We start from the raw sequence: 25,512 nt of genomic DNA on the forward strand, positions 1-25,512 counted from the left end.
TCAGCCTCCCTGCATGGGCCGCAAGACCTCGACGCGGTCGCCAGGGGTCAGCGGCGTGCCGGCGCGCGCGGCGCGCGGCACGAATTCTCCGTTCAGCGCGGTGGCGACGCAGTCGGATTCGTCGCCCCGTTCCTCCAGCAGCGCGGCCAGATCGCGCGCGCCGGTTTCGGTCGGATGTCCGTTCAGGATGATACGCACGGTTTGCATTCCTCCTGCAGCTGGTCCGCGAGCCGCATCGCCAGATGGGGCGCGGCCAGGAAGCCATGCCGATACATTCCGTTGACATGGATGCGCCCGCCCGTGCGCCGGATCGCGGGGATGTTGTCGGGAAAGGCGGGACGCAGGCCCGCGCCGGTGGCGGTGATTTCGGCTTCGGCAAAGCCGGGATGCACGGTCCAGGCGGCGGACAGAAGCTCCATCACCGCCCGTGCCGTGACGGGACCGAGGCGCGCGCTTTCCACCATGGTCGCGCCGATCATGTAATGGCCGTCCCCGCGCGGGACGATGTAGCAGGCAAAGCGCGGATGCAGCAGCCGCACGGTACGCGACAGCGCCACCCCCGGCGCATGAAGCATCAGCATCTCGCCGCGCACCGGGCGCAGGTCGGGCAGATGCGCAGCCGCCGCCCAACCGGTGCAATCGACGATCCGCCCGCGCGCCGGACCGGCATGGAAGCGCACCCCGCGCGCCTCCAGCCGCCTGCGCAGCGTGGCAAGCGCGGCGCAAGGGTCCATATGCGCCTCGTCTCCGAAAAAGAGGCCACGCGCGAAGCGGCCCGCAAGGTCGGGCTCCAGCGCGCCGGGATCGACCCATTCATGGCCCTGCGTGAGCCGCGCAAAACGGTCCAGCTCGGCCGCGTCGCGCGCGGGCGCGAGGACCAGCGTGCCGCGCCGGACGACCCTTGCGCCATGCGCTTCCCACCAGTCGGCGGCCGAAAGGCCCATCTTAACCACCGCCGCCGGCGCCGCCTCGCCCTCGCAGAAGGGCGCGAGCATCCCGCCGGCGAGAAGAGAAACGGGCGCGGGCGCGCCTTCGGGCACGATCACCTCGACCGTCAGCCCCCGCTCGGCCAGGGCGGTGGCGGCGCAGAGGCCCGCGACGCCGCCCCCAAGGACCGAGATCATCCCTTCGCCTCCGTCCCGGCAGGCACGTAAAGCGCGCCCGTCTCGCGGAATTTCCCGGCCATCTCCTGCATTCCCTTCTGGCGCTCGGCCTCGGCGCGGATGTCGTGGCTGATCTTCATGGAGCAGAATTTCGGGCCGCACATCGAACAGAAATGTGCCAGCTTGTGCGCCTCGGCGGGCAGGGTTTCGTCATGCATCGCGCGCGCGGTGTCCGGGTCAAGACCAAGGTTGAACTGGTCCTGCCAGCGGAACTCGAACCGCGCGCGGCTCAGCGCGTCGTCGCGTGCCCGCGCGCCGGGATGCCCCTTGGCCAGATCCGCGGCATGGGCGGCCAGCTTGTAGGTGATGACGCCCGTCTTCACGTCATCGCGGTCGGGCAGGCCCAGATGTTCCTTGGGCGTGACGTAGCACAGCATCGCCGTGCCGAACCAGCCGATCATCGCCGCGCCAATGGCGCTGGTGATGTGGTCGTATCCCGGCGCGATGTCGGTGGTCAGCGGTCCCAGCGTGTAGAAGGGCGCCTCGTGGCAGTGTTTCAGCTGCTCCTCCATGTTCTCGCGGATCTTGTGCATGGGCACATGGCCGGGTCCCTCGATCATCACCTGGCAATCCTTCTCCCAGGCGATCCTGGTCAGCTCGCCCAGCGTGCGCAGCTCGGCGAACTGCGCCTCGTCATTGGCATCGGCGATCGAGCCGGGCCGCAGCCCGTCGCCAAGGCTGAAGCTGACGTCATAGGCGCGCGCGATGTCGCAGATCTCGTCGAAATGCTCGTAAAGGAAGGATTCGCGGTGATGGTGCAGGCACCACTTGGCGATGATCGACCCGCCTCGGCTGACGATGCCGGTCACCCGTTTCGCCGTCATCGGGATCATGTGCAGGCGCAGCCCGGCATGGATGGTGAAATAGTCCACACCCTGTTCGGCCTGTTCGATCAGCGTGTCGCGGAAGATCTCCCAGGTCAGATCCTCGGCCACGCCGCCCACCTTTTCCAATGCCTGGTACATCGGCACCGTACCGATGGGGACGGGGCTGTTGCGGATGATCCATTCGCGGATGTTGTGGATGTTGCGCCCGGTGGAGAGGTCCATCACCGTATCCGCGCCCCAGCGGATGGCCCAGACCATCTTTTCCACCTCTTCCTCCATGCCCGAGGTGACGGCGGAATTGCCGATATTGGCATTGACCTTCACCTTGAAGTTTCGGCCGATGATCATCGGCTCCAGCTCGGGGTGGTTGATGTTGGCGGGAATGATCGCGCGGCCGGCGGCAATTTCCCGGCGCACGAATTCGGGCGTCACGAGATCGGGGATCTCGGCGCCGAAGGGCTCGCCATCGCGCGCATGGGCGGCGCTGCGGCGCTCGTTCTCGCGGATGGCGACATATTCCATCTCGGGCGTGATGATGCCGGCGCGGGCATAGGCCAGCTGCGTCACCGCGCACCCGGCCTTCGCGCGCAGCGGGCGGTGGCGCACGGGGAATTCCGGCGCAAGCCGCGCGCCCGTGGCAAAGCCGTTATCGGCGGGGGTGACGGGGCGCGGGTCGCATTCCTCGACCTCGCCGCGCGCGCGCAGCCAGGCCCCCCGCCAGCGCGGCAGGCCACGAGCGATGTCGATGGCCGCCTCGGGGTCGGTATAGGGGCCGGAGCTGTCATAGACGGTCAGCGGCGGCTCGCCGGTCACGGCGATCTCGCGCATCGGCACGCGGATGTCGTGCATCTGCCCCGCGACAAGGATCTTGCGCGAGGCCGGCAGCGGGCCGGTGGTGACGGTGGGGGTGGGAATGTCCTTCATCTCGGTCTCCTCTTGCGACGAGACCCAGAAGACGACTTTTGCAGAAAGGGCCGGACACGGCCCGAAACGACGTGCGCCTGCACGAATCGGCCGTCCTGGCCCGAAAGGACCGCCGCGTGATCACGTGTGGCGGAAATCCTCCCGGTCTTCCTACGCCAGTATCAACTGGGTCAGGTTCAAAGGGTCGCTTCGCCGGGCTCCGCGTGGGAACCCCGTCAGCCTCTCAGTCCCCTTGGCGGGACTCCCCTGACACACCGGTGAGGTTTTCGCGTCGGGTGCGATTCGTCAATGGCCATTTCGGGCCAATCCGGTCAGGCTCAGCGCGCGCGGATCTCGATCGTGAAGCTGCGCTGCGCGCCCGCAGGGGGGCGGGGGAATGGTTCCGCGGCCCGGACCAGCCGGATGGCGGCACGATCAAGATCGTTCGAACCCGAACTTTTCGTCAGCGAAACCGATGTCAGCCGCCCGTCCACCCCGATGGAAAAGGCAATGGTCGCGGCGCCCTGTGCCCGCACACGCGGCTTGCCCATCCGGGCGAGCTTGCGGAGCACCTGGCCGGGATAGTTCGAAACGGCGGCATTGCCGGACTCGGCCCGCGCACCCCCCGCGCCCGAACGCTGTTCCCCGGTTTCGCTTCGTCCGGTTGCCGCGCCGGCGCGCATGTCCCGCGCGCCATTGCCCCGACTTGCGGGGCGGGCCAGCTCTTGCGGCGATGGGGTCGGCGCTGCGCGCGTCGTTTCTTGCCGTGCTTTCCGGACGGGCGCGGCCGTTTCGGCGGGGCGCTGTCGCGGCCGGGGCGAGCTGTCGGGCGCGCTGGCCGGCTGTGGCTCGGCCGGTGGCTGTCCCTCGATCCGCTGGGCGGGCGCGCGGCCGGCAAGCGGCGGCCGGTCCGCGCCCCGAGGCGCGACGGGAATGGGCAAGACCGGAGCCGTCGCGGCTGTCACGCGCTCGACCGGCGCGGCGCTGACAGGCGGCAGGACATCGGATCGGCTGGGGGGCGTCGTCGCGGGGACCGGCGTTACCGTCTCGGCCCGCAGGGGCGTGAGTGTTCCCGCCGCCAGATCCGCGAAGCCGTTCCCAAGGCGCAATTCGGCCTCGGCGCCGCCGGCTTCGATCATCGGCGCAGCACCCGGCGCCAGCGTGACAAGGGCAAGCATGTGAACGGCCAGTGCGGCCCCGAGCGACAGGCCGCGCACCAGCGGCGAGGACGGGATCATCGCGTCTCCCTTTCGGTGGCGATGACAACGCTTTCGGCACCGGCCCGGGTCAATTCGCGCGCAATCGCGACCAGCCGCGCGGCGGGAAGATCCCGGTCGGGCATCAGCCGTGCGCGCGCGCGCTCGACCTCGGGCAGGGCGGACAGATAGGCGGCGGCCGAGTCAACGCCCCGGCCGCGATGGCTGAGCCGGCCGTCCGCATGGACCACCAGCACGTCGCCAAGCGGCGTGGTATCGGGATCGTCCGCGCGGACCAGGCGCAGATCGGTCTCGACCGGAGCTGCGATCTGGCCGGCCACGAGAAAGAAGACCAGCATCAGGAAGACGATGTTGATGAGCGCGACGGTCGGCTCGCGCTCGGCTCGGCGGGGCTGGCGTCTCATGATCCCTCCAGCACGGTGACGGTGATGCCTTCGACCCTGCGCAGCAGCACGAGAAGATCGGCCAGCCTCTGTGCGGTGACCCCGCCGGCCGGCGCGACGATCACGTCCAGCCGGCCTTCGTCGGGTCGCATGGCCACCAGCCGCGGGGCCAGATCGTCAGGCGAGATCTCGTCGGGGCCAAGACGCAGCGTATCGGGACCCAGCGACAGGAAGGCGCGCGCGGATTGCGATGCGTTTGCGGATGCCGCGCCTGCCGTGCCCAGCTCGAGCTCGGCAAAGCGCGAGAAGGTCGATGTCAGCATGAAGAACATCAGCAGCAGGAAGACGACATCGATGAGCGAGGTCATCGACAGGCGCCGCCTTGTCCGGCGTCTAGGCATGGGCCCGCCTCGAGACCGCCCCTGATGGTTCGGCGGCATCGTCCGCAGCGATCCGGCCCAGCGGGGCCAGGACGGTGTGCAGCGCGCGCATGGCGGTCACGCGCTCGGCATCCATCCGCGCGTCGAACCAGTTCAGCGCCAGGCTGATCGGCATGGCCACGCCCAGCCCGACCGCGGTGGTCAGCAGCGCGACCCAGATACCGCCGGCCAGAACCGATGGATCGACCTGCGTTCCGGATTGCTGAAGCGCCTGAAAGGCCGAGATCATGCCAAGGACCGTGCCGAACAGGCCCAGCAGCGGGGCGAGCTGCGCGACGAAATCAAGCAGGCGCAGGCCCCGTTCGAGCCGGGCGAAATGCGCTTCGGCCTCGGCCTCGAGCCGCGCGGCATCGGCATTGCCGCGTGCGGCCGCATCCATCGCCATCGCGACCACCGGCGCAAGATAGCTGCGCGAGCGTTCCAGATGCGCGCGCGCGCCCGCCCGGTCGCCGGAATCCCACGCCCCCACCGCGCGCATCAGTTCGCGGTGGCGGCCGACCCCCGCCGCGGCATGTTGCCAGAACTTGTAGATCGCCACCGATGCGGACAGCACCGACAGCGCCACCAGCAGCAGCACGACCGGGCCGCCCAGATCGGCAATGCGCCGCACCCCTTCGATCACCGTCCCGATCATTTCAGCATCTCCACGCCCTGGACGCGGCTGGACGGATCCAGGGCCGCCATGCAGTCCTTCGCGTCCAGCCCGGTCCCCGCACAGTTGTCGGCGTCATTGATCAGCACCGCGCCCAGCCGCGCGCAATCCAGCGCGGGCAGCGCGAACTGGCGCACCTGCAGACGCCCCGCGGGCAGGCTGCCGAAATCAAGCAGGCTCAGCCGCTCGACCAGCCTGTCGGTATCGAAGAGGACGGCCTGAAACACCGCGTCGTCGATATCCGGGTGCAGGCCATTGCGAACCACGAAGGTGACCTGACAGGCCTGATCGATCTGGTCAATGGCGCTGAGTTCCAGCGTGATCCGCCGGTCTCCGGTTTCCGGTTCCGCTTCGGCCGGAGCCGTCTGGGCACCGGACGGAACGGCGGCGCAGATCGCCAGCACAAGGCACAGACCCGCGCCGGCCGTGTCGCGCAATGCGGACATATCGTTTTCCCTGTATCTTCTGGCGACCGGTCAGGGTCGCCGTGGCGCTACTTGGTCAGGATCAGCTTGCCGGCGCGGGTGATGCGCAGCGTATAGATCTGGCCATCCAGCACGATCAGGGCCTTGACCCCGTTGGTTACCAGCGCGCGGGCGTCATAGATCGCCGTGCCGTCGGACGGTTCGATCGCGACGGGTTTTGGCAGGCCTGACATCATGCCCATTCCTTCGCCTCCGCTTGCCGTGGTGAATTACAAGTCGCCGTGGCCGGGAACCATCCCGTCTCCCTGGCTGGCGGTGAAGCCGGCCGCGCCCCTCGAACGGGTGTCCTCATTGTCATCTCCTGTTGCTGAAGGCCCGGGCTGCCGCGAGGGGGTGGCTGGGACCTGATCGGATTCTGCCCGTCACGGGCAAGGCATGGAACCTGACGCCCTGCCTACAAAACCCAACTAAAAGTGTCAACAATTGAAACGCGGGCGTGATGCAAGACAGGGCAATGGGGCGTGCCGGCAGATGATGCGACGCTGAAATACTTCATGTATCTGACAAGAAAGGCATTTCCTTTCCCGGCCGGATACGCATCCTGCGCTGCGCGGGGGCGACCCGCACAACCATGAGGGGCAGTATTGATGGATCTGAAAGTTCTTGCGGGTGTGGTTTCGATACTGGCGCTTGGCGCAGGCGCGGCCTGGTCGGCCGAGGTCACGGGCGGGGAATTCCGGTTGAATTATTCGACCTTTACCGGCAGCCCGATGGACCAGCTGGACGCGACGTCGATTTCGGGGGCAATCGAAGTCGGCATCGCGCGCCAGTTCGCGGTCCAGGGCGATGCGGGGCTGGTCAATTTCGGATATTCGGGCGCAGATTCCAGCTGGTTTACGCTTCATGGCATTCACCATGTCAACGAATCCACCTCTCTTGGCGCATTTGTCGGCCGGGAAGAGCTGGAAGGAGAGGGGTCGACCTATTACGGGATCGAGATCGGCCAGGAATTCGGTCAGCTGAAAGGTGAAGCCTATCTGGCCACGTTCGAAGAGAGCGGAGAAGACAGTACGCTGTTCGGCATGGGCGCGGATTACGCGGTCAATGACAGCTTCAGCTTCGGTCTTTCACACGATCGACTGGATATCGCGGGCGAAGCGGCCCATCGTACGGCCCTGCGCGGCGCGTACGCCATGGGCAATGCCTCGGTGACGGCCGAGATCGGCTCGAGGCAGATCAACGGAATCGGGTCCGAAACCTTTGTCGGCATCCGATTCAAGACGACTTTCGGCGCGGCGCGGGGTGCGACCTTCGACCGGCGCAGCCTGACCAGCCTGATCCCCGGACTGTAATCGCATTTTTCGTCCGGCTGGATCATCGCGGGGTCGGCATTGCCGGCCCCGCCTGTCATCATGCTCAGTACATCGCAAGGCCGGGGAACAGGATCAGCAGTCCCACCGCCAGAATCTGCAGGCTGATGAAGGGCAGAAGGCTGCGGAAGATCTCTCCCAGCGAGATTTCGGGCGGCGTCACCGACTTCAGGTAGAAGGCCGCGGGACCGAAGGGCGGCGACAGGAAGCTGACCTGCATGTTCATCGCGAACAGCACGCCGAACCAGACCGGGTCCAGCCCCAGCTGCGTGACGATCGGCACGAAGATCGGCATGGTCAACAGCGCGATCCCCACCCAGTCGAGGAACATGCCCAGAACGAACAGGATGGCCATCATGAACAGGATGATGACGGTGGGATTGTCGCTTATGCCGGTGATCAGCTCGGACACGAAACGGATGCCGCCCATCAGGTTGAACACCCCCACCAGCGCCGAGGCACCGATACCGATCCAGACGATCATGCCCACGGTCTGCAGGGTCTGCATCGCCGCGCCGCGCAGCATGGCCCAGCTGAATTCGCCGCGCAGGATCGTGGACAGGATCACGCCCGCCACGCCGACGGCGCTGGCCTCGGTCACCGAGGCGATGCCACCATAGATCGAGCCCAGCACCATCACGACGACAAGAACCGGCAGGACCAGCCCGCGCGCAAGGCGCAGCTTCTCGGCCGTCGCGACCGGTTCGGTCACCGGGTCGGGTACCGCCGATGGCGTCAGATAAGCCCGTGCCAGAACATACAGCACGTAAAGCAGCGCAAGCGTCAGCCCCGGAACGAAGGCCGCGGTGAACAGGTCGCCGATCGAAACATTGGCCGTCAGCCCATAGATGATAAGCACGATCGAGGGCGGCACCATCGTGCCCAGGCTGCCGCCGGCGCAGACCACGCCGATCGCGAGACGGCGGTCATAGCCCTGGGTCAGCATCTGGGGCAGGGCAATCAGGCCCAGCAGAACGACCTCGCCGCCGATGATGCCCGACATCGCGGCCAGGACGACGGCCACGAAGATCGTCTGGACAGCCACGCCGCCCCGCAACCGCCCGCCGATCAGGCGCATCGCGGCGAACAGGTCCCGCGCGATCCCCGAACGGTCCAGGATCGCCGCCATCAGCACGAACATCGGCACCGAGACGAAGACAAAACTGGTGACGAAGGAATAGACCCGGCTGGTGATCAGCGGCACGACATTCGGCCCGAACCATCCAAGCGCAAAGATCAGCGTGACCAGCAGCGTCACGAAGGCCAGCGGGATGCCCATGACCAGCAGGATCAGCAGAAGCCCCAGCAGCAGCGCGGTGCCGGTCTCGATACCCAGCGGTTGCAGCGCGCCGAAGATGTCCATCATCGCCGCCCCCGCGCGTAATTCACCGCCAGCACCAGGAACTGCAGCGCAAGCAGCCCCAGGATCAGCATCAGCAGGATCTTCAGCACGCCCGGATAGACCGGGTCCCAAGCGCTGCCCGAGCGTTCGAGGTGAAAGCTGCCGTCGGGACGCCAGGCCGCGCGCAGGACCATCTGCCAGGCCGCCATCGCAAAGGCGGCCGATGACAACGCGCAGACGACCGAGATCGCGACATCAAGGATGCGCCGGACATGGCCCGGCAGCAGGTCGTAAACCAGCACCACGCGGATGTGACGGTCACGCGCGGCACAAAGCAACCCGCCATAGAGAAAGGCGACGGCGCACAGGAACACCGTGGTTTCATGCGCCCAGATCGTCGGTCGGCCAAAGACATAGCGCAGCACGACCTCCTGGATCAGGATGGCCATCGACAGGATCAGTCCCAGCGCGGGCACGATCGCGAAGCGGTCGATCCAGCGCCCCAGCCTGCCTGCCTGTGCAATCGCCTGCGGCTCGACGCGCAGGGTTTCGTCCGGCTCGGTCATGGTCAGGTCCTTTCAAGACTGCGGCCGGGCAGGGGCAAGTGTGCCCGGCCCCTCTGCCCGGCCCATGCCTGGTCAGCGCCCGGCGCCGCGCGCCGGGCTGTCGCCTCACTGCTGCATCAGGCCCTTTTCGGTCAGGTAGGCAACAAGGACATCATAGGCCTTGCGCGCATTCGGCGACCGCTGGGCGACCTTTTCCCATTCGCCGCGGGCGATGGCGCGGAACTTCGCGCGCTCTTCGGCCGGCCAGTCGTGAATGGTGATCTTGCCACCCGCCCGCGCGGCCTCGACGGCCTTGGCATCGGCCTCGGCCAGCGCCGCGATCTGACGCTGGGCGAAATCACGCACCGAGTCGGTCATCACCTGCTTCAGGTCGTCGGGCAGGGCGTCCCATTTGGCCTTGTTCATCGAGATCTCGACCAGCGGCAGCGAGTGGAAACCCGGATAGACCGGATGCGGCGCGATGTCGTTCAGGCCCTGGGCCTGGTTGGTCGAGAAGACCGAGTAATCCGCCGCCTCGATCACCTTCTTGTCGAGCGCGGTGAAGACCTCCGAGCCGGGCAGGTTCACCGGGGCCGCGCCCGCAGCGGCAAAGACGGCCTGCACCAGACCTTCGGGCGCGCGCAGCTTCAGGCCGCGCAGATCGTCCACCCCGTCCAGAGGCACCGCCGAGACAAAGGCTTCGAGCCCCGGCGTCGTCGCGCCGATGAATTGCAGGCCATAGGGGTTCTCGATCTCGTTGAGCAGCTCCTTGCCGCCGCCGTTCTCGATGAAATCCAGCATCTGCTGCGGGTCGGACCATGCACCGACCGGGTTGCCCAGCAGGCCAAAGGCGGGATCCTTGCCGGCAAAGTAGGACAGATCGGTGATGTGGCCGTCCAGGATGCCGGCGGCGATGGCGTCCTGGGTTTCATTGTGGGCCACGATCGATTCCACAGGCAGAAGGGTGATCTGGATGCGCCCGCCCGAACGTTCGGCCACATCGGCCGCCCAGGTCTGCTGCAATTCGAAGTTTGGGTTGCCGGCGGGGTCGGACGACTGGAAGGTGAACGCGTAGTCGGCCGCATGGGCGGATGTGCCGCCGAGGGTCAGGGCCGCGCCCAGTCCAAGAGCGGCGCCCAGGGTCAGCACGGCCCGGCGGGTCAGCGCCATGCGCGATTCATGTGTGGTGCGTGTCATCTTGTCTCTCCTCCTCCTGACAAGCTGTGTGGTTGTTCAAGTGCCGAAAGGGCGGTGGTCAGGATCGCATCGACAGGCAGGGCGACGTCGATCCACAGCGCGTTTTCGGTTTCCGGATCGGGCGGTTGCAGCGTGGCCAGCTGGCTGTCGATCAGGCTGACCGGCATATAGTGGTTCCGCCGCGCGCGCATCCGCGCCGCGATCAGCTCGCGGTCGCCATGCAGAAAGACGATATCGAACGGCCCCGCATGGCGGCGCAGGCGGTCGCGATGCACCCGCGCAAGGGCCGAGCATGCCAGCACCGCGCGCCCCTCGCACGATCTGACCGCGGCGCCCAACCGGTCGAGCCAGTCCCAGCGCATGTCGTCGCTCAGCGGCTGGCCCGCGGCCATGCGTGCAATGGCCTCGGGCGCGTGAAAGGCATCGGCCTCGATGAAGGTGGCGCCCAGCCGGTCGGCAAGAGCCTTGGCGATGGTCGACTTGCCCACGCCGCAGATCCCCATCACCAGGATTGGCCGATTGTCCATGATACCGCTGTTCATCGAAATTCCATTTCGTTCAATTCGCACTTTGATGATAGCGCTGTCATACGTCAAGAGCCTTTTCACCCGGCCCGGCCCGATGCTAAGAAAGCCCGGCATGCAGAAATCGAGCCGGATCACCCTGTCGGACGTTGCCAAGGCTGCCGGTGTCAGCCCGATCACGGTGTCGCGCGCGCTGCGCAATCCCGCGATGGTTTCGGCCGACGCCCGGGCGCGGATCGACCGGGCCATCGCGCGTCTGGGCTATGTGCCCAACCCGGCTGCGCGGGCGCTGGCCTCGGGGCGGACCGATGTCGTTGGCGTGATCATCCCGTCGGTGTCCAACAACGTCTTTACCGATGTGATCCGTGGCATCCAGGACGGTCTGCAAGGCAGCGGCCTGAGCGTGCAGCTGGCGATGACGGGGTATTCGCCGCTGGAGGAAGAGCGGCTGGTGCGTGTCTTCCTGACCCAGCAGCCGGCCGGGCTGATCCTGACCGGGCATGAACAATCTCCCGCAGCCCAGGCGCTGTTGCGCGGGGCAGGGTTTCCGGTCGTCCAGCTGATGGAGGTCGGCCCCGAGCCGCTGGACGTGGCGATCGGCCTGTCGCATTTCGACGGCGCCCGGGATGCCGCGCGGCATCTTCTGGACCGCGGCTATCGCGTGCCGGCCTTCCTTGGGGCCCAGATGGACCCGCGCAGCCAGCGCCGCCTGGCCGGCTTCCGCGACGCGATGGCCGGGTCCGGCAGGGACGCGCCGCCGGTGGTCACGACACCCGAACCGTCGTCGGTCAGCCTCGGTTGCCGCATGTTCGCCGACCTGATCGCGCGGCACCCTTCGGTCGATGCCGTGCTGTGCAACAATGACGACCTGGCGCTGGGTGTGCTGTTCGAAGCGCGCCGGCGGAACATCGACGTGCCGGGCCGGCTGGGCATCTGCGGCTTCAATGATCTCGAGGTGATGCAGGCCGCGGCACCCTCGCTGACCTCGGTCCATACCGACCGCTATCGCATGGGGCAGCTTGCCGTGCGGCAGGTGCTGGACCGGTTGAAGGGTGGGGGGCATCCGCGCGGCACCTCGATCGACATCGGCTTCGAGCTGCGCGCAAGGGAAAGTACCGCCGGGCGCGCCGGCTGACCGGACGCAGGCGGGCAAGCCAAGCGCGGGCGCTGGAGATGCCCGGTCCCGCTGGGCCCCAGTCGAACCGGCCGGGACCTGAGGCGTCCGCGCCCTCTTGGGCCTTCACCCAACATGGCTGGACCGGAAGTGCAGGCGGGCTTAGGCTGTCCTCATGAGCCAGGGGACAGCCCGCGACAGGACAGGCGCCAGCGGGGGCGTGGAAGACGTGACAGGGGACCGCGGCAATCCCGATACCGGAGCCGCGCGGCAGGGCGACGCGCCATGCCGATGACGCGCCGCCGGCTGATTGCCGTTTCGGTGGCCGGTGTCGTGGCGCTTGTGATCGCCGCGCGGGCGCTGACCGAACCACTTCCGCCACGCACGGCCAAACTCTTTGCCGATGCGCCGCGCGACGTGCGGGCGATCGCGGCGCGGATCGAGAAGGGAGAGGTTCCCTCGGTCGAGGAAATCCGGGCAACCGGCCACGTGAACACGCGCTACGCTGACGACATAGCGCTGCTGTATTTCGCGCTTCTGACGGCAAATGTCGCGGCGACGGGACCGCTGATCGCGGCCGGGGCGGATTACGACATGCCCGCCCGCACAAGGCCCGGTGCGGGGAACTACATCGACCTGATCGCGATGCCGGGCGGCAGCCTTCTGTCGGCCGAGGAGCTGGACGAGGCGGTGCGGCTCTACCTTGAGACCGGCGGGAACCCGAATGCGCTGGGGCGTTCGGGGCAGGGCAAGACGCTGCTGGCGCGGCTGGCAACCAACCGGCGCATGGCGGCGGTGCGGCTGGTGGTGGCGGCGGGCGGCGATGTCCTTGCCCGGCATACGCGGTCCGGCGAAAAGACTTGGACACCGTTTTCAAGCATCGCGATCAATCACTCGGACGAGGCCATCGCGACGATCGACTGGCTGATCGATGGGGGATACCTGACGAACCTGCCTCAGGAAGTGCTGGCCGGGGTGATCGATGACCTCGCGTCCTATGCCCCCCGTGGCGACGCCATCACGCGCGAGAACCAGAGGCTGGGCATGCGCATTCTCAAGCGCAATCCGCATTATCAGCCACCGGACTCGGACAACCGGGGCTCGCGGCGCCTGTTCAAGGATCACTACGATGACCCTCCGGCCCGGATCCCCTGGGACATGATCACCTCGGACGCGGTGAAGTGACCGGGCCGGCACCTTGCGGCGATGCGGTCATGCCCCCGTGCAGGCCCAGACGCAAAGGCGGTCGAGAAAGGCCAGGCAGGCCGCGATTTGGTCGATCTCTATGAACTCGTCGGGACGATGGGCCTCGGCGATGTCGCCGGGGCCCATCACGATGGCCGACAGGCCCGCGCGCTGGAAGCAGCCCGCATCGGTCCCGAAGGGCACGGTTGCGCGCGGCGTCATGCCCGTCAGCTCCGCCACGAGACGCGCGGCCGGGGAGTCGGGCGCAACTGCAAGGCCGGGATAGTGCGAGACGGTCAGGGTTTCGATCCCCGCGCGCGGGTCGCGGGCGCGCATCCGGGCCCGGGTGGCGTCCAGCCACGCGGTGATGCGCGACAGGGCCCACGCCCCGTCATCGGGCGGCGTCAGGCGCAGTTCCCAGTCCAGCGTGCAATCCTCGGCGATGATCGACCGGCCCGCGCCGCCATGGATCGTGCCCACGTTGATCGTGTTGCAGGGCGGCCGGAACGGGCTGTCGGCGGGCGCTTCCGCCGCCATGCGCGCGGCCAGCTCCTGCAGGAAGGTGATGAAACCCGCGGCATGGTGGATCGCGCTGACCCCGCGCGCGGGGTCCGAGGAATGGCCCGCCACGCCGCGAAAGGTGGTCTGGAACTCGATGCCGCCCTTGTGCCCGGCCACCGGCACCATGCGGGTGGGTTCTCCGACGATCACGGCGGCAGGGACGGGGCCGGTGGCCAGGATATGGCGCGCAAGACCGGGTGCGCCCAGCGAGCCGGGCTCTTCGTCGTAGCTCAGTGCCAGGTGGATCGGCCGTTGCAGGGGCAGCGCGGCCATGCGCGGCACCATGGCCAGGACGCAGGCCAGGAAGCCCTTCATGTCCACCGCGCCGCGCCCGTGCAGACGGTCGCGGCGCCGGGTCAGCCGAAAGGGCGGCAGGGTCCAGGCCTGGCCCTCCACCGGCACGACATCGGTATGGCCCGACAGCGCAACGCCGCCATCGACCGCGGGACCGATCGTGGCGAACAGGTTGGCGCGCTGGCCGCTTTCGTCATGGTCCAGCGTGTACGTGACGCCCGCGCGCTCGAGCAGCGCGCAGACATGGCCGACGAAATCGAGGTTCGGCTGGCCGGGAAACGTGGGAAAGGCCACCAGGTCGGCCAGGATCGCGATCGTGTCCTCGACGGGCAGGGTCATCTTCGCCTCCGTTTCGCTGCCGCGATGTCTTGCATCCGGGGCCGCCGCCGCACATCCTGCCGCGCATGACAGGCTCGACGCATCCGACCGCCCCAATCGATCAGCTCCCCGCCGGCCGGGAATCGGCCGAGCAGACCCCGGCCGAACGCCGCTTTGCCGAGCTGCTGCACACGATCCGCCGGCGCATCGTTCTGCATGATCTTCCGCCCGGCGCGGCGATCGACCTGGACGCCCTGGCCGCGGAATTCGCGGTCAGCCGAACGCCCCTGCGCGCGGTGATCCAGCGGCTTGTCGATGACGGGCTGGTGATCCGGCGCCATGGCGTGCCGACCTGCGTTGCCCCGATCGACCTCGAGGGCCTGCCGGGGGCAATGGCCTTCCGGATGCGCCTGGCCGAGATGATCGGGGCCCTGTCGCCGCGCCAGCCCGACGCATCGCTTCTGGCCGCGTTTCGCGCGCTGCCCGCGCGATTCGACGCGCTGGGGCCTGCCCCGGACCTGCGCGCCTTCGGCATGATCGATCTCGACCTGCACGAATGCGTCTGCCGGCTGATCGGCAATCCGCATCTGCTGCGGACCTACGACCGGATGTTCTTCCTGACCGCGCGGATGTGGGTGCATTTCCTGCCCCGGCTGGACTGGCCGCGCGAGGTCGCGACCTTCCGCCGCGAGACCGAGGACTGGCTGCAGGCGGTCGAGCGCGGCGACATCGAGGGGCTGGGTTTCCTGATCCGCAATTCCCTGGCCCATGTTCTGCATCGGATCGCGCCGCTTCTGTGATCAGTCGATCACGGTGATGGCGCGCGGCAGATCGGCCAGGCATTCGGCCGGGCCGTCGGGCCGGATCACGATGGTTTCGGTGATCGCAACGCCCCAGTCGTCCATCCACAGCCCCGGCATGAAATGGAAGGTCATGCCGGGCTGCAGCACCGTCTGGTCCGTCCGGCGCAGCGAGATCGTGCGCTCGCCCCAGTCCGGCGGATAGCTCAGCCCAACCGGATAGCCACAGCGCCCGTCCTTGACGATCCCGCGCGCCTCCAGCGCCGAATGCAGCGCCTGCGCCACGTCGCAGGCCCGGTTGCCGGCGCGCGCGGCCTCGATCCCCGCGGCGAGGCCCTCGAGCAGCGCGGCTTCGGCGTTGCGGATGCGCTCATCGGGCGGGCCCAGATGCACCGTCCGGCACAGGGGCGCGTGATAGCGCCGATAGCAGCCGGCGATCTCGAAATAGGTGGCCATGCCCGGCACGAGCGGCCGGTCGTTCCAGGTCAGATGCGAGGCCGAGGCCTCGGGTCCCGAGGGCACGATCGGCATGATCGCGGGATAGTCGCCGCCGAACTCCGCGGTGCCGCGGGCCCCGGCGGCAAGGATTTCGGCCACCAGCTCGTTCTTGCGCATGCCCGGGCGGATCACCTCGAAGATGCGGCGATACATGGCCTCTGCGATGCGCGCGGCGCGGCGCATGAAGGCGATTTCGGCCTCGGACTTGACGGCGCGCTGCCAGTTGACCAGCCCCGTGGCATCGACGAAGCGCGCCTGCGGCAGGTTGCGGCACAAGGCGGCATGGGCCGCGGCCGAGAAATAGTAATTGTCCATCTCGACCCCGATCCGGGCGCGACCGGCCCCCAGATCCGCGATCAGGGTCGAAAGATGGTCCATCGGGTGGCGTTCGCGGGTCTGGACGTAATCGTCGGAATAGGCATGGATCGCCGCGTCCGGCAGCCAGGTCGTCAGGCGCGCGCCGTTGCGGTCGATCCCGCGCCCCCACCAGTGCGGCGGCCCGTCCGGCCCGACCACGACCGCCTGATGGACATAGAACGACCAGCCGTCATAGCCCGTCAGCCAGGCCATGTTCGATGGATCGCTGACGACCAGCAGGTCGATCCCCGCGCGATCCATCGCGGCGCGCACCTTGTCCAGTCGGCTGTCGTATTCGGCCCGGTCGAAGGGCAGAAGCGGCCCCGCGGCATTCGAGGAGAGACAAGTATCGGACATTCGACCCTCTGCCTTGCGACGGCCCGCCCCCGGGCCGTTCCCGGAATCCGACGCTAGGGCCGGAACCGCCCTGGCGTCAACAGATATGTATGACCAGGATCACTATTCCCCGATAAAACGTATTTGCGGGATCGCTGATCCAGATGTTATGTATATCTTGACCCGAACAGCGGAGGAAAACGCCATGTTGCACAATGACGCGCTGGACCGGTGGGACCGCGAAAGCTTCATGCATCCATCGACCCATCTGGGCCAGTTTGCCCGGGGCGAGATGCCCAGCCGCGTGATCCGCACGGGCAAGGGGGTGCGCATCACCGATCGCGACGGCAACAGCCTGCTGGACGCCTTTGCCGGGCTCTACTGCGTCAATGTCGGCTATGGCCGGACCGAGATCGCCGAGGCGATCGCCGCGCAGGCGCGTGAGCTTGCCTATTACCATGCCTATGTCGGCCACGGGACCGAAGCCTCGATCACGCTGGCGCACATGGTGATCGAACGCGCGCCGCGCGGCATGGCGCGGGTCTATTTCGGCCTGGGCGGGTCGGATGCGAATGTCACCAATGTCAAGCTGGCCTGGTATTACAACAACGTGCTGGGCCGGCCCGAGAAGAAGAAGATCATCGCCCGCTGGCGGGGCTATCACGGCTCGGGGCTGGTGTCGGGCTCGATGACGGGGCTGAAGCTGTTCCACGACCAGTTCGACCTGCCGCTGGACCGCTTCCTGCACACGCAGGCGCCCTGTTACTTCCGCCGCGCCGATCCGGGCCAGAGCGAAGAGGAATTCGTCGATCACTGCGTGGCCGAGCTCGAGGCGCTGATCGCGCGCGAAGGCCCCGAGACGATCGCGGCCTTCATCGGCGAACCCGCGCTCGGCACGGGCGGGCTGGTGCCGCCGCCGCGCGGCTATTGGCCACGCATCCAGGAGGTGCTGGACCGGCATGACATCCTGCTGATCGCCGACGAGGTCGTGACGGGCTTTGGCCGGCTGGGCGCGATGTTCGGGTCCGACCTTTACGGCATGCGGCCCGACCTGATCACGATCGCCAAGGGGCTGACCTCGGCCTATGCGCCGCTGTCGGGCTCGATCGTGGGCGAACGGGTCTGGAAGGTCCTGGTCGAAGGCACCGACCGGTTCGGCCCCTTCGGCCATGGCTGGACCTATTCGGCCCATCCGCTGGGCGCGGCCGCCGGGGTCGCCAATCTGAAGCTGATCGACCAGCTGGGGCTGGTCGAGAATGCGCGCGAAGTGGGGGCCTATCTGCTGGATGGCCTGCGCGCGGCGCTTGGCGATCATCCGAATGTGGGCGATGTGCGCGGGCAGGGGTTGCTCTGTGCCGTGGAATTCGTCGAGGACCGCGCCGAACGGCGCTTCTTTGCCCCCGAGGGCGCCGTGGCCGCGCGCGTCAATGCCGCGCTGCTGCGTAGGGGCGTGATCGCGCGCGCCATGCCGCAGGGCGATATCATCGGGCTTGCGCCGCCGCTGGTGCTGACCCGGGACGAGGCCGACGAGATCGTCACCGGGCTGCACGCGGCCGTGCGCGAGGTTCTGGGCTGAACCCCGCCGGCGCGGATGCCCCCCCGCATTGACGCGGAAGCGATGCGGGCCCGCGCCCAGCCGTCGGCGCAGGCAGGGCGGGGGGTAGAGGCGGGCCGGCCGCGCCGTCGCCTGGGCTGCGGATCGAAAAGCGGGATGGCCAGCCTGCCCGCTGCGGCTTGCCCCCGCTGCGGCTGGCTTCTTGTCACAAAACTTTTGTCGAATGGTCAAAAATCCGTTTACCATCCTGTCTAGGAGGTCGCTGAACACAGCCACAGGGGGGACCCCAGATGAAGACGCTTTCGATACTTGCCGCCGCCGCACTTGCCATCATGACCCTGCCGGCACAGGCGGAATTCCGGCTTGATCCAAGGTTCAGCGACAAGGACGGCGACCTGGTCGCCGACATTCCCGAAGATCCGGCCCAGCAGATCGACCCGGACACGCTGATCTTTGCCTATACGCCGGTCGAGGACCCGGCGGTCTATGCCGAGGTCTGGCAGGGCTTCCTGGACCACATGGCCGAGGTGACGGGCAAGAAGGTACAATTCTTCCCGGTCCAGTCGAACGCCGCCCAGATCGAGGCGATGCGGGCGGGCCGCCTGCATGTGGCGGGCTTCAACACCGGCTCGAACCCGCTGGCGGTGGCCTGCGCGGGCTTCCGGCCCTTTGCCATGATGGCCGCGGCCGATGGCAGCTTTGGCTACGAAATGGAGATCATCACCTATCCCGGATCGGGCATCGAGAAGGTCGAGGACATCAAGGGCAAGCAGCTGGCCTTCACCTCCGAGACCTCGAATTCGGGCTTCAAGGCGCCCTCGGCGATCCTGAAGGCCGATTACGGCATGGAGCCGGGCCGCGACTTCGAGCCGGTCTTCTCGGGCAAGCATGACAACTCGATCCTGGGCGTGGCCAATCGGGATTACCCGGCCGCGGCGATCGCCAATTCAGTCAAGGCGCGGATGATCGAACGCGGCGTGATCACGCCCGACCAGATCGTCACGATCTACACGTCGCAGACCTTCCCCACCACGGGCTATGGCGTGGTCTACAACCTCAAGCCCGAGCTGCAGGAAAAGATCAGGGAGGCGTTCTTCAGCTTCGACTGGGAAGGCACCAAGCTGCAGGAGGAATTCTCGAAGAGCGGCGAGGCGCAGTTCATCCCCATCACCTTCAAGGACGACTGGGCGGTGATCCGCAAGATCGACGAAGCCAACGGCGTCGAATACAACTGCAACTGAGCAGGCCACCGACAGACCAGTCGCGGGCGGCCCACGGGTGGCCCGCATCTTCCACGGGAGGGGTGATGCTCAGGATCGAACACCTGTCCAAGACCTATCGCACCGGCGACACCGCGCTTTCGGACGTGTCGCTGGAAGTGCCCAAGGGCCAGATCCTTGGCCTGATCGGCCCGTCCGGGGCGGGCAAGTCAACCCTGATCCGTTGCATCAACCGGCTGGTCGAGCCAAGCGCGGGCGCGGTCTGGCTGGGCGATGTCAACCTGGTCACGCTGGGCAAGGCCGAGCTGCGCCGCCAACGTCGCCGGATCGGCATGATCTTTCAGGAATATGCCCTGGTCGAGCGCCTGACGGTGATGGAAAACGTCCTGTCGGGGCGGCTGGGCTACGTGTCCTTCTGGCGCAGTTTCACGCGTCGTTTCCCGCCGCAGGACATCCAGCGCGCCTTTGCGCTGCTCGACAGGGTGGGGCTGCTGGACCATGCCGACAAGCGGGCCGATGCGCTGTCCGGCGGCCAGCGCCAGAGGGTGGGCATCGCGCGGGCCCTGGCGCAGGACCCCGAGCTGTTGCTGGTCGATGAGCCAACCGCCAGCCTGGACCCCAAGACCAGCCGCCAGATCATGCGGCTGCTGACCGAGATCTGCGCCGAGCGCGGCCTGCCCGCCATCGTCAACATCCACGACGTGCCGCTGGCCCAGCAATTCATGCAGCGGATCGTCGGGCTGCGCGCGGGGCGCATCGTCTTTGACGGGCCGCCCGAGGCGCTGACCCACGAAGTGCTGACCCGCATCTATGGCGAGGAGGACTGGAACGCCATGAAGCGCGGCGACGAGGAACAGGCCCGCGCCGAGGCCGAGGCGCGCGAACGCATGGAGGCGCTGGCGCAATGAGCCCGATTGCCTATCCCACATCGTGGCGTCGCCCGCCGCAGATCATCCGCGACCGCCGTTGGCGCATCGCGGTGCAGCTGGGCATCCTTGTCTATCTGGCATTGGCGGTCTCGACCGTCGAGGTGAACTGGGCGCGGGTCTATGAAGGTCTGGATCGCGGCTGGAACTTCGTTCTGGGCTTCCTGCGGCCCGATTTCACCAGCCGCTGGACGGACATCGCCAAGGGCCTGACCGAAAGCCTGACGATGACGCTGACCTCGACCGTGGTCGGGGTGGCGATCTCGCTCCCGATCGGGATCGGCGCGGCGCGCAACCTTGCGCCCCGCCCGGTCTATTACCTGTGCCGGGGCATCATCGCGGTCAGCCGCGCGCTGCAGGAGGTCATCGTGGCGATCTTCCTGGTCGCCATGTTCGGTTTCGGGCCATTCGCGGGCTTCCTGACGCTGAGCTTTGCCACGATCGGCTTTCTGTCCAAGCTTTTGGCCGAGGATATCGAGGATATCGACGCCGGCCAGGTCGAGGCGATCCGGGCCACCGGCGCCAGCTGGGCGCAGGTCGTCAACTATGCCGTCCAGCCGCAGGTCATGCCGCGGCTGATCGGGTTGTCGCTGTATCGGCTGGACATCAATTTTCGCGAAAGCGCGGTCATCGGCATCGTCGGCGCGGGCGGCATCGGGGCCACGCTGAACACCGCGATCGACCGTTATGAATACGACAGCGCCGGGGCGATCCTGTTGATCATCATCGCCATCGTCATGGTGGCGGAATACGGCTCCAGCCATCTGCGGAAATACCTGCAATGACCGAGATTTCGCATCACAGCCAGGTCTGGTCCCATCGCACGCCCCGCACGCGCCTGTTCATGTGGGTCGGCTGGCTGGCGCTGGTGGCGCTGTTCGTCTGGTGCTGGCAGATCATGACACGCGACACGATCTGGTTCTTCGTCGCCGACGCGCCACGACAGGCGGCCGACATCGCGGGACGGATGGTGCCGCCGCGATGGTCCTATCTGGGCGAGCTGTGGCTGCCCCTGTGGGACACGATCAACATCGCCACGCTGGGCACGATCGGCGGCGTCATCATGGCCGTGCCGGTGGCCTTCCTGGCCGCGCGCAACACCACGCCCTCGGCCCGCTTCCTGCGCCCCGTCGCGCTGTTCGTCATCGTGGCCTCGCGCTCGATCAACTCGTTGATCTGGGCGCTGCTCCTGGTGGCGATCATCGGGCCGGGGCTGCTGGCCGGAATCGTGGCGATCGCCCTGCGTTCGATCGGCTTCGTGGGCAAATTGCTGTACGAGGCGATCGAGGAAACCGACCAGAGCCAGATCGAGGCCATCGAGGCCACCGGCGCCAGCCCCGCGCAGGTGCTGAACTACGGCATCGTGCCGCAGATCATGCCCGCCTTCTGGGGTATCACGGTGTTCCGTTGGGACATCAACATCCGCGAAAGCACGATCCTCGGTCTGGTCGGCGCGGGCGGCATCGGGCTGAAGCTGCAGGCCTCGCTGAACGTGCTGGCCTGGAGCCAGGTCACCGTGATCCTCTTGCTGATCCTTGCCACGGTGGTGATCAGCGAATGGGTCTCGGCCCGGATGCGCCACGCGATCATCTGAACAGGATTGGCGGCACCCAGCCGCCAGGCGGGGGCACCCATGCGCGGGTCCGGTCAGTACCACATGTCTTCGGCCAGTCAGCTGGCCGTTTGTCAGGCCGCTGGCTCGAACAGGTCGGCGATGAACGCGATCTCGCCGCGGACGCCCGGTTGTCTGTGATGGACATGGCCGCGCTTGATGGTGCGGATCGTCTCTATCCCGCTCAGAGTGGCTTTGCCGGTTCGCAAGGACCGGAGGCTCTGCCGATATCCGAGGAGACGCTTCATCGCCGCGTCATCGCTTGCGATCAGGTTGTTTCGCCATGCCGGTCGATGTGCCGAATGCCGTCGCAGTGCGGATCATACCGGTGGTTGATGTCGCGGAATACAGGCCGACAGGCGTGGTCTTGGTCTGTGATGATCGTCACCGGCCGGTGGAGCTGCACAGGCTCGATTGCCTTGTTGAGAAGGGCTTGACAGCCTTGGCATCCCGCCGCGCCATCTGACGAAAATCAGGCATCTGACCGTTCGCATCCATCGCCCGCCAGAGGTACCGCCACCTGCCGCCGCCGCGGAGTCGGGTTTCGCCCACGTGCCAATCGACGCTTGCGGGGCGAAGATGCAGGTTGCCGGGCTTCGTCAATTCAGGGCCGAATTTCCGGACCCAGCGATAGACTGTCGATTGATCAACCGTCACGCCGCGCGCGGCAAGCAAATCAATGCATCTTGGTCAGACAGCGGACCGCGCAAAGGATGATGCCACTCGGGAAGCGGTGCTGCTTGAAACGGGATCGACGCGGCATGCTGAACATCAAAAGCCTGAAGTTGGCGGAAGCCCGGGATTGAAGTAACAGTCCCGAGACGACCGAAACCGGCGCCTTGCTTGGGGTTTACCGCCATGTCGGCACCAAAGCCAAGATCGGCATCGGTTACGAATGGGGCCGCGTGTCGGATGACCTGGCCGATATCGACTATGACGGGCAGGGGGTCTTCCTGAACCTTGTGGCAAAGTTCTGATGCTGGCAAGAGCGCGGCCCGGAGCGAGCGGTGCCGTCGGGCAAACGGGCTGGCGGTGCAAGGCACCTGCGGGGCAGGGCAAGAGCCCGGGCAGGCCTCAAGGTTGCGCAGACGTGTCGGGCGGCGGGTCGCTTAACGCTGCGGGGCCCCCGTTGTTGCGCGCGTCACCAGGCGGGCCGAGACCTCGGCAACGACGGGCGGCATCTGCGGATCGGCGATCCTGTCCAGCAGCGTCTGCGCCAGTTTCTGGCCCAGCTTGTAGGGTGCCACGCTCAGCGTGGTCAGCGGCGGGATAACCAGCGCGGCCTCCTCGGTATCGTCAAAGCCGATGACGGACACTTCGCGGCTCGGCTGGATTCCCATACGCACGAGCGCCAGGCACGCCCCGATCGCCACCATGTCGCCGTTGCACACGACCGCCGTCACCTGCGGGTGATCGCGCATCAGTGCCTGCATCTGGACAAGGCCCGCCTGCTTGGTATCGTCGCTGTCCCAGATGATCGGTGCCGCCAGACCACGTTCGGCCATCTGGCGGCGGTAGCCCGCAATCCGATCGCGCCGCACCGGTCCCATGCCCTGACCGCCCAGATAGGCGATGTCCTTGTGCCCAAGATCGGCGAGGTGATCGACGGCCGTCTGCAGGGCCTCGGCATTTCGGATCCCGACATGGTCGAGATTCTGCCCGGGATTGCGCAGGAAGGTGACCGTCGGAATTCCGTGAGCGCGCAACAGTTCGAAGGCTTCGTCCGGTGTATCGAGTGCGGGAACCCACAGCACGCCGCCACGACCGTGCCGGATGAAGGCCTGTAGCTGGCGATCCTGTCGTGCCACGTCGTCGCGCATGTCGAAGATCGAGACGAGGTAGTTCTGCCGTTCCAGCAGATCGACGGCGCCGCTGACGACTTCGGCATTGAAGGGGTTGTGCAGCTGGTTGATGACGAACCCGATTTCGCGGTTGTCGCCCGACCGCATCGCCGCGGCGCGAAGGTCGGGGACATAACGGATCTCACGCGCCACGCGCGCCACCTTCTCACGTGTCGCCCGGGAAATTCGGCCGGTGCCACGCAGCGCCTGACTGGCGGTGGCGATCGATACGCCGGCATTGCGGGCCACGTCGGCCAGGGTAGGGCGTTCCGTCATGTGCAATTCAGCTTAATCGATTTTGCACGAAATGAACGACTTTCATCCCCGGAAAGCAAGACATTTCGCGGCTACGCGTCATGGGGGCCAAATCTTTTGCAGGATGCATCCGGAAAATTGCTTGACGGTTGATATAACGTTGTATCACACTTTCGTCACGACGCCCCGAATTTCGGATCGATGGGGGATCGACAGGCCTGGATGACTGGCCCGGGCGTCCGCGCCCGATGGTGCGCGAAAATGCACGGCCGGGATGCCCCGGCATGTTGAACGAAAGGGAGGAAAGAGATGTCATTTCGTTGCCATGTCGCGGGGGTGGTGTCTGCCGTCGCGATCGGCTTGTCAGCGACAGGCGCACAGGCCGACATCCTGTTCTGGTCAACCCAGGCCAAACCGGTGGAAGAAGCCCAGGCCATGCGCGAGCAGGTCTTGTCGGGCTTTTCAGGCGGGGTGGACTATCAGCCGAATGACGGTGGCCCGTGGCTGACCCGCCTGAAGGCCGAACTGGAATCGGGCACCGGGACGATTGGCGTGCTGGGCGCGCTGCACGGCGATTTCGCCGCGCTCGATCCCGACGACCTGATCGATCTGGACGATCTGGGCGTCAAGGCGGCCTCGGAAACGTTCAACACTCTCGCCCGGCTTGGCACGGATCACATGCAGTATGTGCCATGGATGCAGGCCAGCTATATCATGGCAGCCAACAGGAAGGCGCTGGAATACCTGCCCGAGGGCGCGGATATCAACGCCTTGACCTACGACCAGCTGATCGAATGGGCCGCCAATGTCCATGAGGCCACGGGAGAACCGAAATTCGGCTTCCCCGCCGGTCCGAAGGGGCTGAAGCATCGCTTCTTCCAGGGTTACTTGTATCCATCCTTCACGAATGGCGTCGTGCGCACTTTCGCCTCGGACGATGCCGTTGTCGCGTGGGAAAAGATGCGCGAACTGTGGTCGCACACGAACCCCGCCTCGACGAATTTCTCGTTCATGCAGGAACAGCTGCTGAGTGGGGATGCGTGGATCGTCTTCGACCATACGTCGCGCCTGGCACAGGCGTTCAATGAGCGGCCCGACGAATTCGTGGCCTTCCCGGCGCCTGCCGGACCCAAGGGTCGCGGCTTCATGCCGGTGCTGGCCGGACTTGCGATTCCGCGCACGGCGCCCGATGTCGAGGCCTCGAAAGAGCTGGTCCGCTACATGATGCGGCCCGAAACGCAGATCGCGACCCTGCGGGCGACGAACTTCTTCCCCGTTGTCGATGTCGATCTGCCCGACGATCTGCCTCCGGCGGTCAAGGCGGCCGGCGATGCGATCGCCCGGATGAGCGCGGCCCCCGACGCCAATCCCGGGCTTCTGCCGGCTGGCTTGGGCGACAAGGGCGGCGACTTCAACCGCGTTTTCGTGGATACGTTCGAACGTATCGTGCTTGCCGGCCAGGACATCCGTGCCGTTCTTGATGAGCAGAAGCAGCGCCTGGCCCAGATCATGCAGGAAACCGGTGCGCCATGCTGGGCGCCGGACGCCCCGTCCGAGGGTGCCTGCCCGGTCGAGTGACCGACATCCCCGAACCGGGCGACCCTTTCGCCCGGTTCCCTTGCCAACATGACCGCACCAACGCGCAATCGGGG

The 25,512-nt window shown here is 66.9% G+C and carries 27 protein-coding genes, 1 pseudogene and 1 riboswitch; of the genes and pseudogenes, 11 read left to right on the top strand and 17 right to left on the bottom strand.

Annotated features, from left to right (window positions below; all coding sequences use genetic code 11):
• The 9 genes from thiS to LV82_RS07845 all read right to left on the bottom strand — a co-directional run bounded on the left by thiS (window position 1) and on the right by LV82_RS07845 (window position 6,243).
• The gene (thiS, locus tag LV82_RS07805; RefSeq protein ID WP_104070817.1) at window positions 1-198 is read right to left on the bottom strand and encodes a sulfur carrier protein ThiS; all 198 of its coding nucleotides are present in this window, start codon (window positions 196-198) and stop codon (window positions 1-3) included.
• On the bottom strand, window positions 183-1,124 hold the full coding sequence (locus LV82_RS07810; protein WP_104070552.1) for an FAD-dependent oxidoreductase: 942 nt from the start codon (window positions 1,122-1,124) through the stop codon (window positions 183-185). Before LV82_RS07810 ends, thiS begins: the two co-directional genes overlap by 16 nt.
• On the bottom strand, window positions 1,121-2,914 hold the full coding sequence (gene thiC / locus LV82_RS07815; RefSeq protein WP_104070554.1) for a phosphomethylpyrimidine synthase ThiC: 1,794 nt from the start codon (window positions 2,912-2,914) through the stop codon (window positions 1,121-1,123). The genes LV82_RS07810 and thiC overlap by 4 nt, the downstream gene beginning before the upstream one ends.
• Window positions 2,915-3,044: 130 nt before the next feature.
• Window positions 3,045-3,172: riboswitch (TPP riboswitch) on the bottom strand.
• 59 nt (window positions 3,173-3,231) lie between these two features.
• Window positions 3,232-4,131, bottom strand: a complete 900-nt coding sequence (locus tag LV82_RS07820) for a TonB family protein (protein ID WP_104070556.1) — start codon at window positions 4,129-4,131, stop codon at window positions 3,232-3,234.
• On the bottom strand, window positions 4,128-4,514 hold the full coding sequence (locus LV82_RS07825; RefSeq protein ID WP_104070558.1) for an ExbD/TolR family protein: 387 nt from the start codon (window positions 4,512-4,514) through the stop codon (window positions 4,128-4,130). The genes LV82_RS07820 and LV82_RS07825 overlap by 4 nt, the downstream gene beginning before the upstream one ends.
• Window positions 4,511-4,933, bottom strand: coding sequence for an ExbD/TolR family protein (locus LV82_RS07830; protein WP_342750178.1), 423 nt, complete (start codon window positions 4,931-4,933; stop codon window positions 4,511-4,513). The genes LV82_RS07825 and LV82_RS07830 overlap by 4 nt, the downstream gene beginning before the upstream one ends.
• Window positions 4,887-5,567 carry a MotA/TolQ/ExbB proton channel family protein gene (locus tag LV82_RS07835; RefSeq protein ID WP_104070562.1) on the bottom strand — a complete coding sequence of 227 codons (681 nt, stop codon included), beginning with the start codon at window positions 5,565-5,567 and terminating at the stop codon, window positions 4,887-4,889. Before LV82_RS07835 ends, LV82_RS07830 begins: the two co-directional genes overlap by 47 nt.
• Entirely contained in the window at window positions 5,564-6,031 is a 468-nt protein-coding gene (locus LV82_RS07840; RefSeq protein WP_211289179.1) for a hypothetical protein, read from the bottom strand. Before LV82_RS07840 ends, LV82_RS07835 begins: the two co-directional genes overlap by 4 nt.
• Before the next feature lie 47 nt (window positions 6,032-6,078).
• On the bottom strand, window positions 6,079-6,243 hold the full coding sequence (locus tag LV82_RS07845; RefSeq protein ID WP_211289189.1) for a hemin uptake protein HemP: 165 nt from the start codon (window positions 6,241-6,243) through the stop codon (window positions 6,079-6,081).
• A gap of 414 nt (window positions 6,244-6,657) precedes the next feature.
• Between LV82_RS07845 and LV82_RS07850 the strand changes: the two genes are divergently transcribed.
• Window positions 6,658-7,362, top strand: a complete 705-nt coding sequence (locus tag LV82_RS07850) for a hypothetical protein (protein WP_104070566.1) — start codon at window positions 6,658-6,660, stop codon at window positions 7,360-7,362.
• Between the two features lie 64 nt (window positions 7,363-7,426).
• Here the strand turns inward: LV82_RS07850 and LV82_RS07855 are convergent, their stop codons facing one another.
• The 4 genes from LV82_RS07855 to LV82_RS07870 all read right to left on the bottom strand — a co-directional run bounded on the left by LV82_RS07855 (window position 7,427) and on the right by LV82_RS07870 (window position 11,006).
• Window positions 7,427-8,743 (bottom strand): TRAP transporter large permease, encoded by a 1,317-nt coding sequence (locus tag LV82_RS07855; RefSeq protein WP_104070568.1) that lies wholly within the window; start codon window positions 8,741-8,743, stop codon window positions 7,427-7,429.
• Window positions 8,743-9,288, bottom strand: coding sequence for a TRAP transporter small permease subunit (locus LV82_RS07860; RefSeq protein WP_104070570.1), 546 nt, complete (start codon window positions 9,286-9,288; stop codon window positions 8,743-8,745). Before LV82_RS07860 ends, LV82_RS07855 begins: the two co-directional genes overlap by 1 nt.
• Before the next feature lie 105 nt (window positions 9,289-9,393).
• Window positions 9,394-10,437: a TRAP transporter substrate-binding protein gene (locus LV82_RS07865; RefSeq protein ID WP_104070819.1), complete on the bottom strand. Its 1,044-nt coding sequence runs from the start codon at window positions 10,435-10,437 to the stop codon at window positions 9,394-9,396.
• 23 nt (window positions 10,438-10,460) lie between these two features.
• Complete coding sequence (locus LV82_RS07870; RefSeq protein ID WP_245873115.1) at window positions 10,461-11,006, bottom strand: gluconokinase; 546 nt, start codon at window positions 11,004-11,006, stop codon at window positions 10,461-10,463.
• A gap of 97 nt (window positions 11,007-11,103) precedes the next feature.
• Between LV82_RS07870 and gntR the strand changes: the two genes are divergently transcribed.
• Window positions 11,104-12,123, top strand: coding sequence for an HTH-type transcriptional regulator GntR (gntR, locus tag LV82_RS07875; protein WP_211289180.1), 1,020 nt, complete (start codon window positions 11,104-11,106; stop codon window positions 12,121-12,123).
• Between the two features lie 264 nt (window positions 12,124-12,387).
• Window positions 12,388-13,287, top strand: a complete 900-nt coding sequence (locus LV82_RS07880) for an ankyrin repeat domain-containing protein (RefSeq protein ID WP_104070572.1) — start codon at window positions 12,388-12,390, stop codon at window positions 13,285-13,287.
• Between the two features lie 27 nt (window positions 13,288-13,314).
• On the opposite strand, the gene argE is transcribed toward LV82_RS07880, so the two are convergent.
• The gene (argE, locus tag LV82_RS07885; protein ID WP_104070574.1) at window positions 13,315-14,481 is read right to left on the bottom strand and encodes an acetylornithine deacetylase; all 1,167 of its coding nucleotides are present in this window, start codon (window positions 14,479-14,481) and stop codon (window positions 13,315-13,317) included.
• A 65-nt stretch (window positions 14,482-14,546) separates the two neighbouring features.
• On the opposite strand from argE, the gene LV82_RS07890 reads away from it, so the two are divergent.
• Complete coding sequence (locus LV82_RS07890; RefSeq protein ID WP_104070576.1) at window positions 14,547-15,260, top strand: GntR family transcriptional regulator; 714 nt, start codon at window positions 14,547-14,549, stop codon at window positions 15,258-15,260.
• On the opposite strand, the gene LV82_RS07895 is transcribed toward LV82_RS07890, so the two are convergent.
• Window positions 15,261-16,472, bottom strand: a complete 1,212-nt coding sequence (locus tag LV82_RS07895) for a M24 family metallopeptidase (protein WP_104070578.1) — start codon at window positions 16,470-16,472, stop codon at window positions 15,261-15,263. It lies immediately after the preceding gene.
• A 184-nt stretch (window positions 16,473-16,656) separates the two neighbouring features.
• On the opposite strand from LV82_RS07895, the gene LV82_RS07900 reads away from it, so the two are divergent.
• The 5 genes from LV82_RS07900 to phnE (LV82_RS07920) all read left to right on the top strand — a co-directional run bounded on the left by LV82_RS07900 (window position 16,657) and on the right by phnE (LV82_RS07920) (window position 21,746).
• Complete coding sequence (locus LV82_RS07900) at window positions 16,657-18,027, top strand: aminotransferase (RefSeq protein WP_104070825.1); 1,371 nt, start codon at window positions 16,657-16,659, stop codon at window positions 18,025-18,027.
• Window positions 18,028-18,296: 269 nt separating this feature from the next.
• Complete coding sequence (gene phnD, locus LV82_RS07905) at window positions 18,297-19,247, top strand: phosphate/phosphite/phosphonate ABC transporter substrate-binding protein (protein WP_104070580.1); 951 nt, start codon at window positions 18,297-18,299, stop codon at window positions 19,245-19,247.
• A 65-nt stretch (window positions 19,248-19,312) separates the two neighbouring features.
• On the top strand, window positions 19,313-20,134 hold the full coding sequence (gene phnC, locus LV82_RS07910; protein ID WP_104070582.1) for a phosphonate ABC transporter ATP-binding protein: 822 nt from the start codon (window positions 19,313-19,315) through the stop codon (window positions 20,132-20,134).
• On the top strand, window positions 20,131-20,937 hold the full coding sequence (gene phnE / locus LV82_RS07915; protein ID WP_104070584.1) for a phosphonate ABC transporter, permease protein PhnE: 807 nt from the start codon (window positions 20,131-20,133) through the stop codon (window positions 20,935-20,937). Before phnC ends, phnE (LV82_RS07915) begins: the two co-directional genes overlap by 4 nt.
• The gene (gene phnE / locus LV82_RS07920; RefSeq protein ID WP_104070585.1) at window positions 20,934-21,746 is read left to right on the top strand and encodes a phosphonate ABC transporter, permease protein PhnE; all 813 of its coding nucleotides are present in this window, start codon (window positions 20,934-20,936) and stop codon (window positions 21,744-21,746) included. Before phnE (LV82_RS07915) ends, phnE (LV82_RS07920) begins: the two co-directional genes overlap by 4 nt.
• A gap of 92 nt (window positions 21,747-21,838) precedes the next feature.
• Here the strand turns inward: phnE (LV82_RS07920) and LV82_RS15285 are convergent.
• Window positions 21,839-22,527, bottom strand: a pseudogene (locus LV82_RS15285) (IS6 family transposase).
• A 76-nt stretch (window positions 22,528-22,603) separates the two neighbouring features.
• Between LV82_RS15285 and LV82_RS14900 the strand changes: the two are divergent.
• Entirely contained in the window at window positions 22,604-22,741 is a 138-nt protein-coding gene (locus LV82_RS14900) for a hypothetical protein (RefSeq protein ID WP_170063383.1), read from the top strand.
• A gap of 132 nt (window positions 22,742-22,873) precedes the next feature.
• Here the strand turns inward: LV82_RS14900 and LV82_RS07930 are convergent, their stop codons facing one another.
• Complete coding sequence (locus tag LV82_RS07930) at window positions 22,874-23,881, bottom strand: LacI family DNA-binding transcriptional regulator (protein WP_104070587.1); 1,008 nt, start codon at window positions 23,879-23,881, stop codon at window positions 22,874-22,876.
• A gap of 288 nt (window positions 23,882-24,169) precedes the next feature.
• On the opposite strand from LV82_RS07930, the gene LV82_RS07935 reads away from it, so the two are divergent.
• Window positions 24,170-25,438 (top strand): ABC transporter substrate-binding protein, encoded by a 1,269-nt coding sequence (locus LV82_RS07935; protein WP_104070589.1) that lies wholly within the window; start codon window positions 24,170-24,172, stop codon window positions 25,436-25,438.
• Window positions 25,439-25,512: the final 74 nt, after the last annotated feature.

The sequence above is a fragment of the Albidovulum inexpectatum genome, assembly GCF_002927635.1.
GTDB lineage: Bacteria > Pseudomonadota > Alphaproteobacteria > Rhodobacterales > Rhodobacteraceae > Albidovulum > Albidovulum inexpectatum.

Bases quoted from the DNA above. Each gene is read 5' to 3' on its own strand.
- phnE (WP_104070584.1), top strand. From the start codon at position 20,131: ATGAGCCCGATTGCCTATCCCACATCGTGGCGTCGCCCGCCGCAGATC.
- phnC (WP_104070582.1), top strand. From the start codon at position 19,313: ATGCTCAGGATCGAACACCTGTCCAAGACCTATCGCACCGGCGACACC.
- LV82_RS07835 (WP_104070562.1), bottom strand. From the start codon at position 5,567: ATGATCGGGACGGTGATCGAAGGGGTGCGGCGCATTGCCGATCTGGGC.
- LV82_RS07845 (WP_211289189.1), bottom strand. From the start codon at position 6,243: ATGTCAGGCCTGCCAAAACCCGTCGCGATCGAACCGTCCGACGGCACG.
- LV82_RS07895 (WP_104070578.1), bottom strand. From the start codon at position 16,472: ATGTCCGATACTTGTCTCTCCTCGAATGCCGCGGGGCCGCTTCTGCCC.
- LV82_RS07930 (WP_104070587.1), bottom strand. From the start codon at position 23,881: ATGACGGAACGCCCTACCCTGGCCGACGTGGCCCGCAATGCCGGCGTA.
- LV82_RS07850 (WP_104070566.1), top strand. From the start codon at position 6,658: ATGGATCTGAAAGTTCTTGCGGGTGTGGTTTCGATACTGGCGCTTGGC.
- phnD (WP_104070580.1), top strand. From the start codon at position 18,297: ATGAAGACGCTTTCGATACTTGCCGCCGCCGCACTTGCCATCATGACC.
- LV82_RS07860 (WP_104070570.1), bottom strand. From the start codon at position 9,288: ATGACCGAGCCGGACGAAACCCTGCGCGTCGAGCCGCAGGCGATTGCA.
- LV82_RS07855 (WP_104070568.1), bottom strand. From the start codon at position 8,743: ATGGACATCTTCGGCGCGCTGCAACCGCTGGGTATCGAGACCGGCACC.
- thiC (WP_104070554.1), bottom strand. From the start codon at position 2,914: ATGAAGGACATTCCCACCCCCACCGTCACCACCGGCCCGCTGCCGGCC.
- LV82_RS07810 (WP_104070552.1), bottom strand. From the start codon at position 1,124: ATGATCTCGGTCCTTGGGGGCGGCGTCGCGGGCCTCTGCGCCGCCACC.
- LV82_RS07870 (WP_245873115.1), bottom strand. From the start codon at position 11,006: ATGAACAGCGGTATCATGGACAATCGGCCAATCCTGGTGATGGGGATC.
- LV82_RS07820 (WP_104070556.1), bottom strand. From the start codon at position 4,131: ATGATCCCGTCCTCGCCGCTGGTGCGCGGCCTGTCGCTCGGGGCCGCA.
- LV82_RS07890 (WP_104070576.1), top strand. From the start codon at position 14,547: ATGACAGGCTCGACGCATCCGACCGCCCCAATCGATCAGCTCCCCGCC.
- LV82_RS07935 (WP_104070589.1), top strand. From the start codon at position 24,170: ATGTCATTTCGTTGCCATGTCGCGGGGGTGGTGTCTGCCGTCGCGATC.
- argE (WP_104070574.1), bottom strand. From the start codon at position 14,481: ATGACCCTGCCCGTCGAGGACACGATCGCGATCCTGGCCGACCTGGTG.
- LV82_RS07825 (WP_104070558.1), bottom strand. From the start codon at position 4,514: ATGAGACGCCAGCCCCGCCGAGCCGAGCGCGAGCCGACCGTCGCGCTC.
- phnE (WP_104070585.1), top strand. From the start codon at position 20,934: ATGACCGAGATTTCGCATCACAGCCAGGTCTGGTCCCATCGCACGCCC.
- LV82_RS07830 (WP_342750178.1), bottom strand. From the start codon at position 4,933: ATGCCGCCGAACCATCAGGGGCGGTCTCGAGGCGGGCCCATGCCTAGA.
- LV82_RS07880 (WP_104070572.1), top strand. From the start codon at position 12,388: ATGCCGATGACGCGCCGCCGGCTGATTGCCGTTTCGGTGGCCGGTGTC.
- LV82_RS07840 (WP_211289179.1), bottom strand. From the start codon at position 6,031: ATGTCCGCATTGCGCGACACGGCCGGCGCGGGTCTGTGCCTTGTGCTG.
- LV82_RS07865 (WP_104070819.1), bottom strand. From the start codon at position 10,437: ATGGCGCTGACCCGCCGGGCCGTGCTGACCCTGGGCGCCGCTCTTGGA.
- gntR (WP_211289180.1), top strand. From the start codon at position 11,104: ATGCAGAAATCGAGCCGGATCACCCTGTCGGACGTTGCCAAGGCTGCC.
- LV82_RS07900 (WP_104070825.1), top strand. From the start codon at position 16,657: ATGTTGCACAATGACGCGCTGGACCGGTGGGACCGCGAAAGCTTCATG.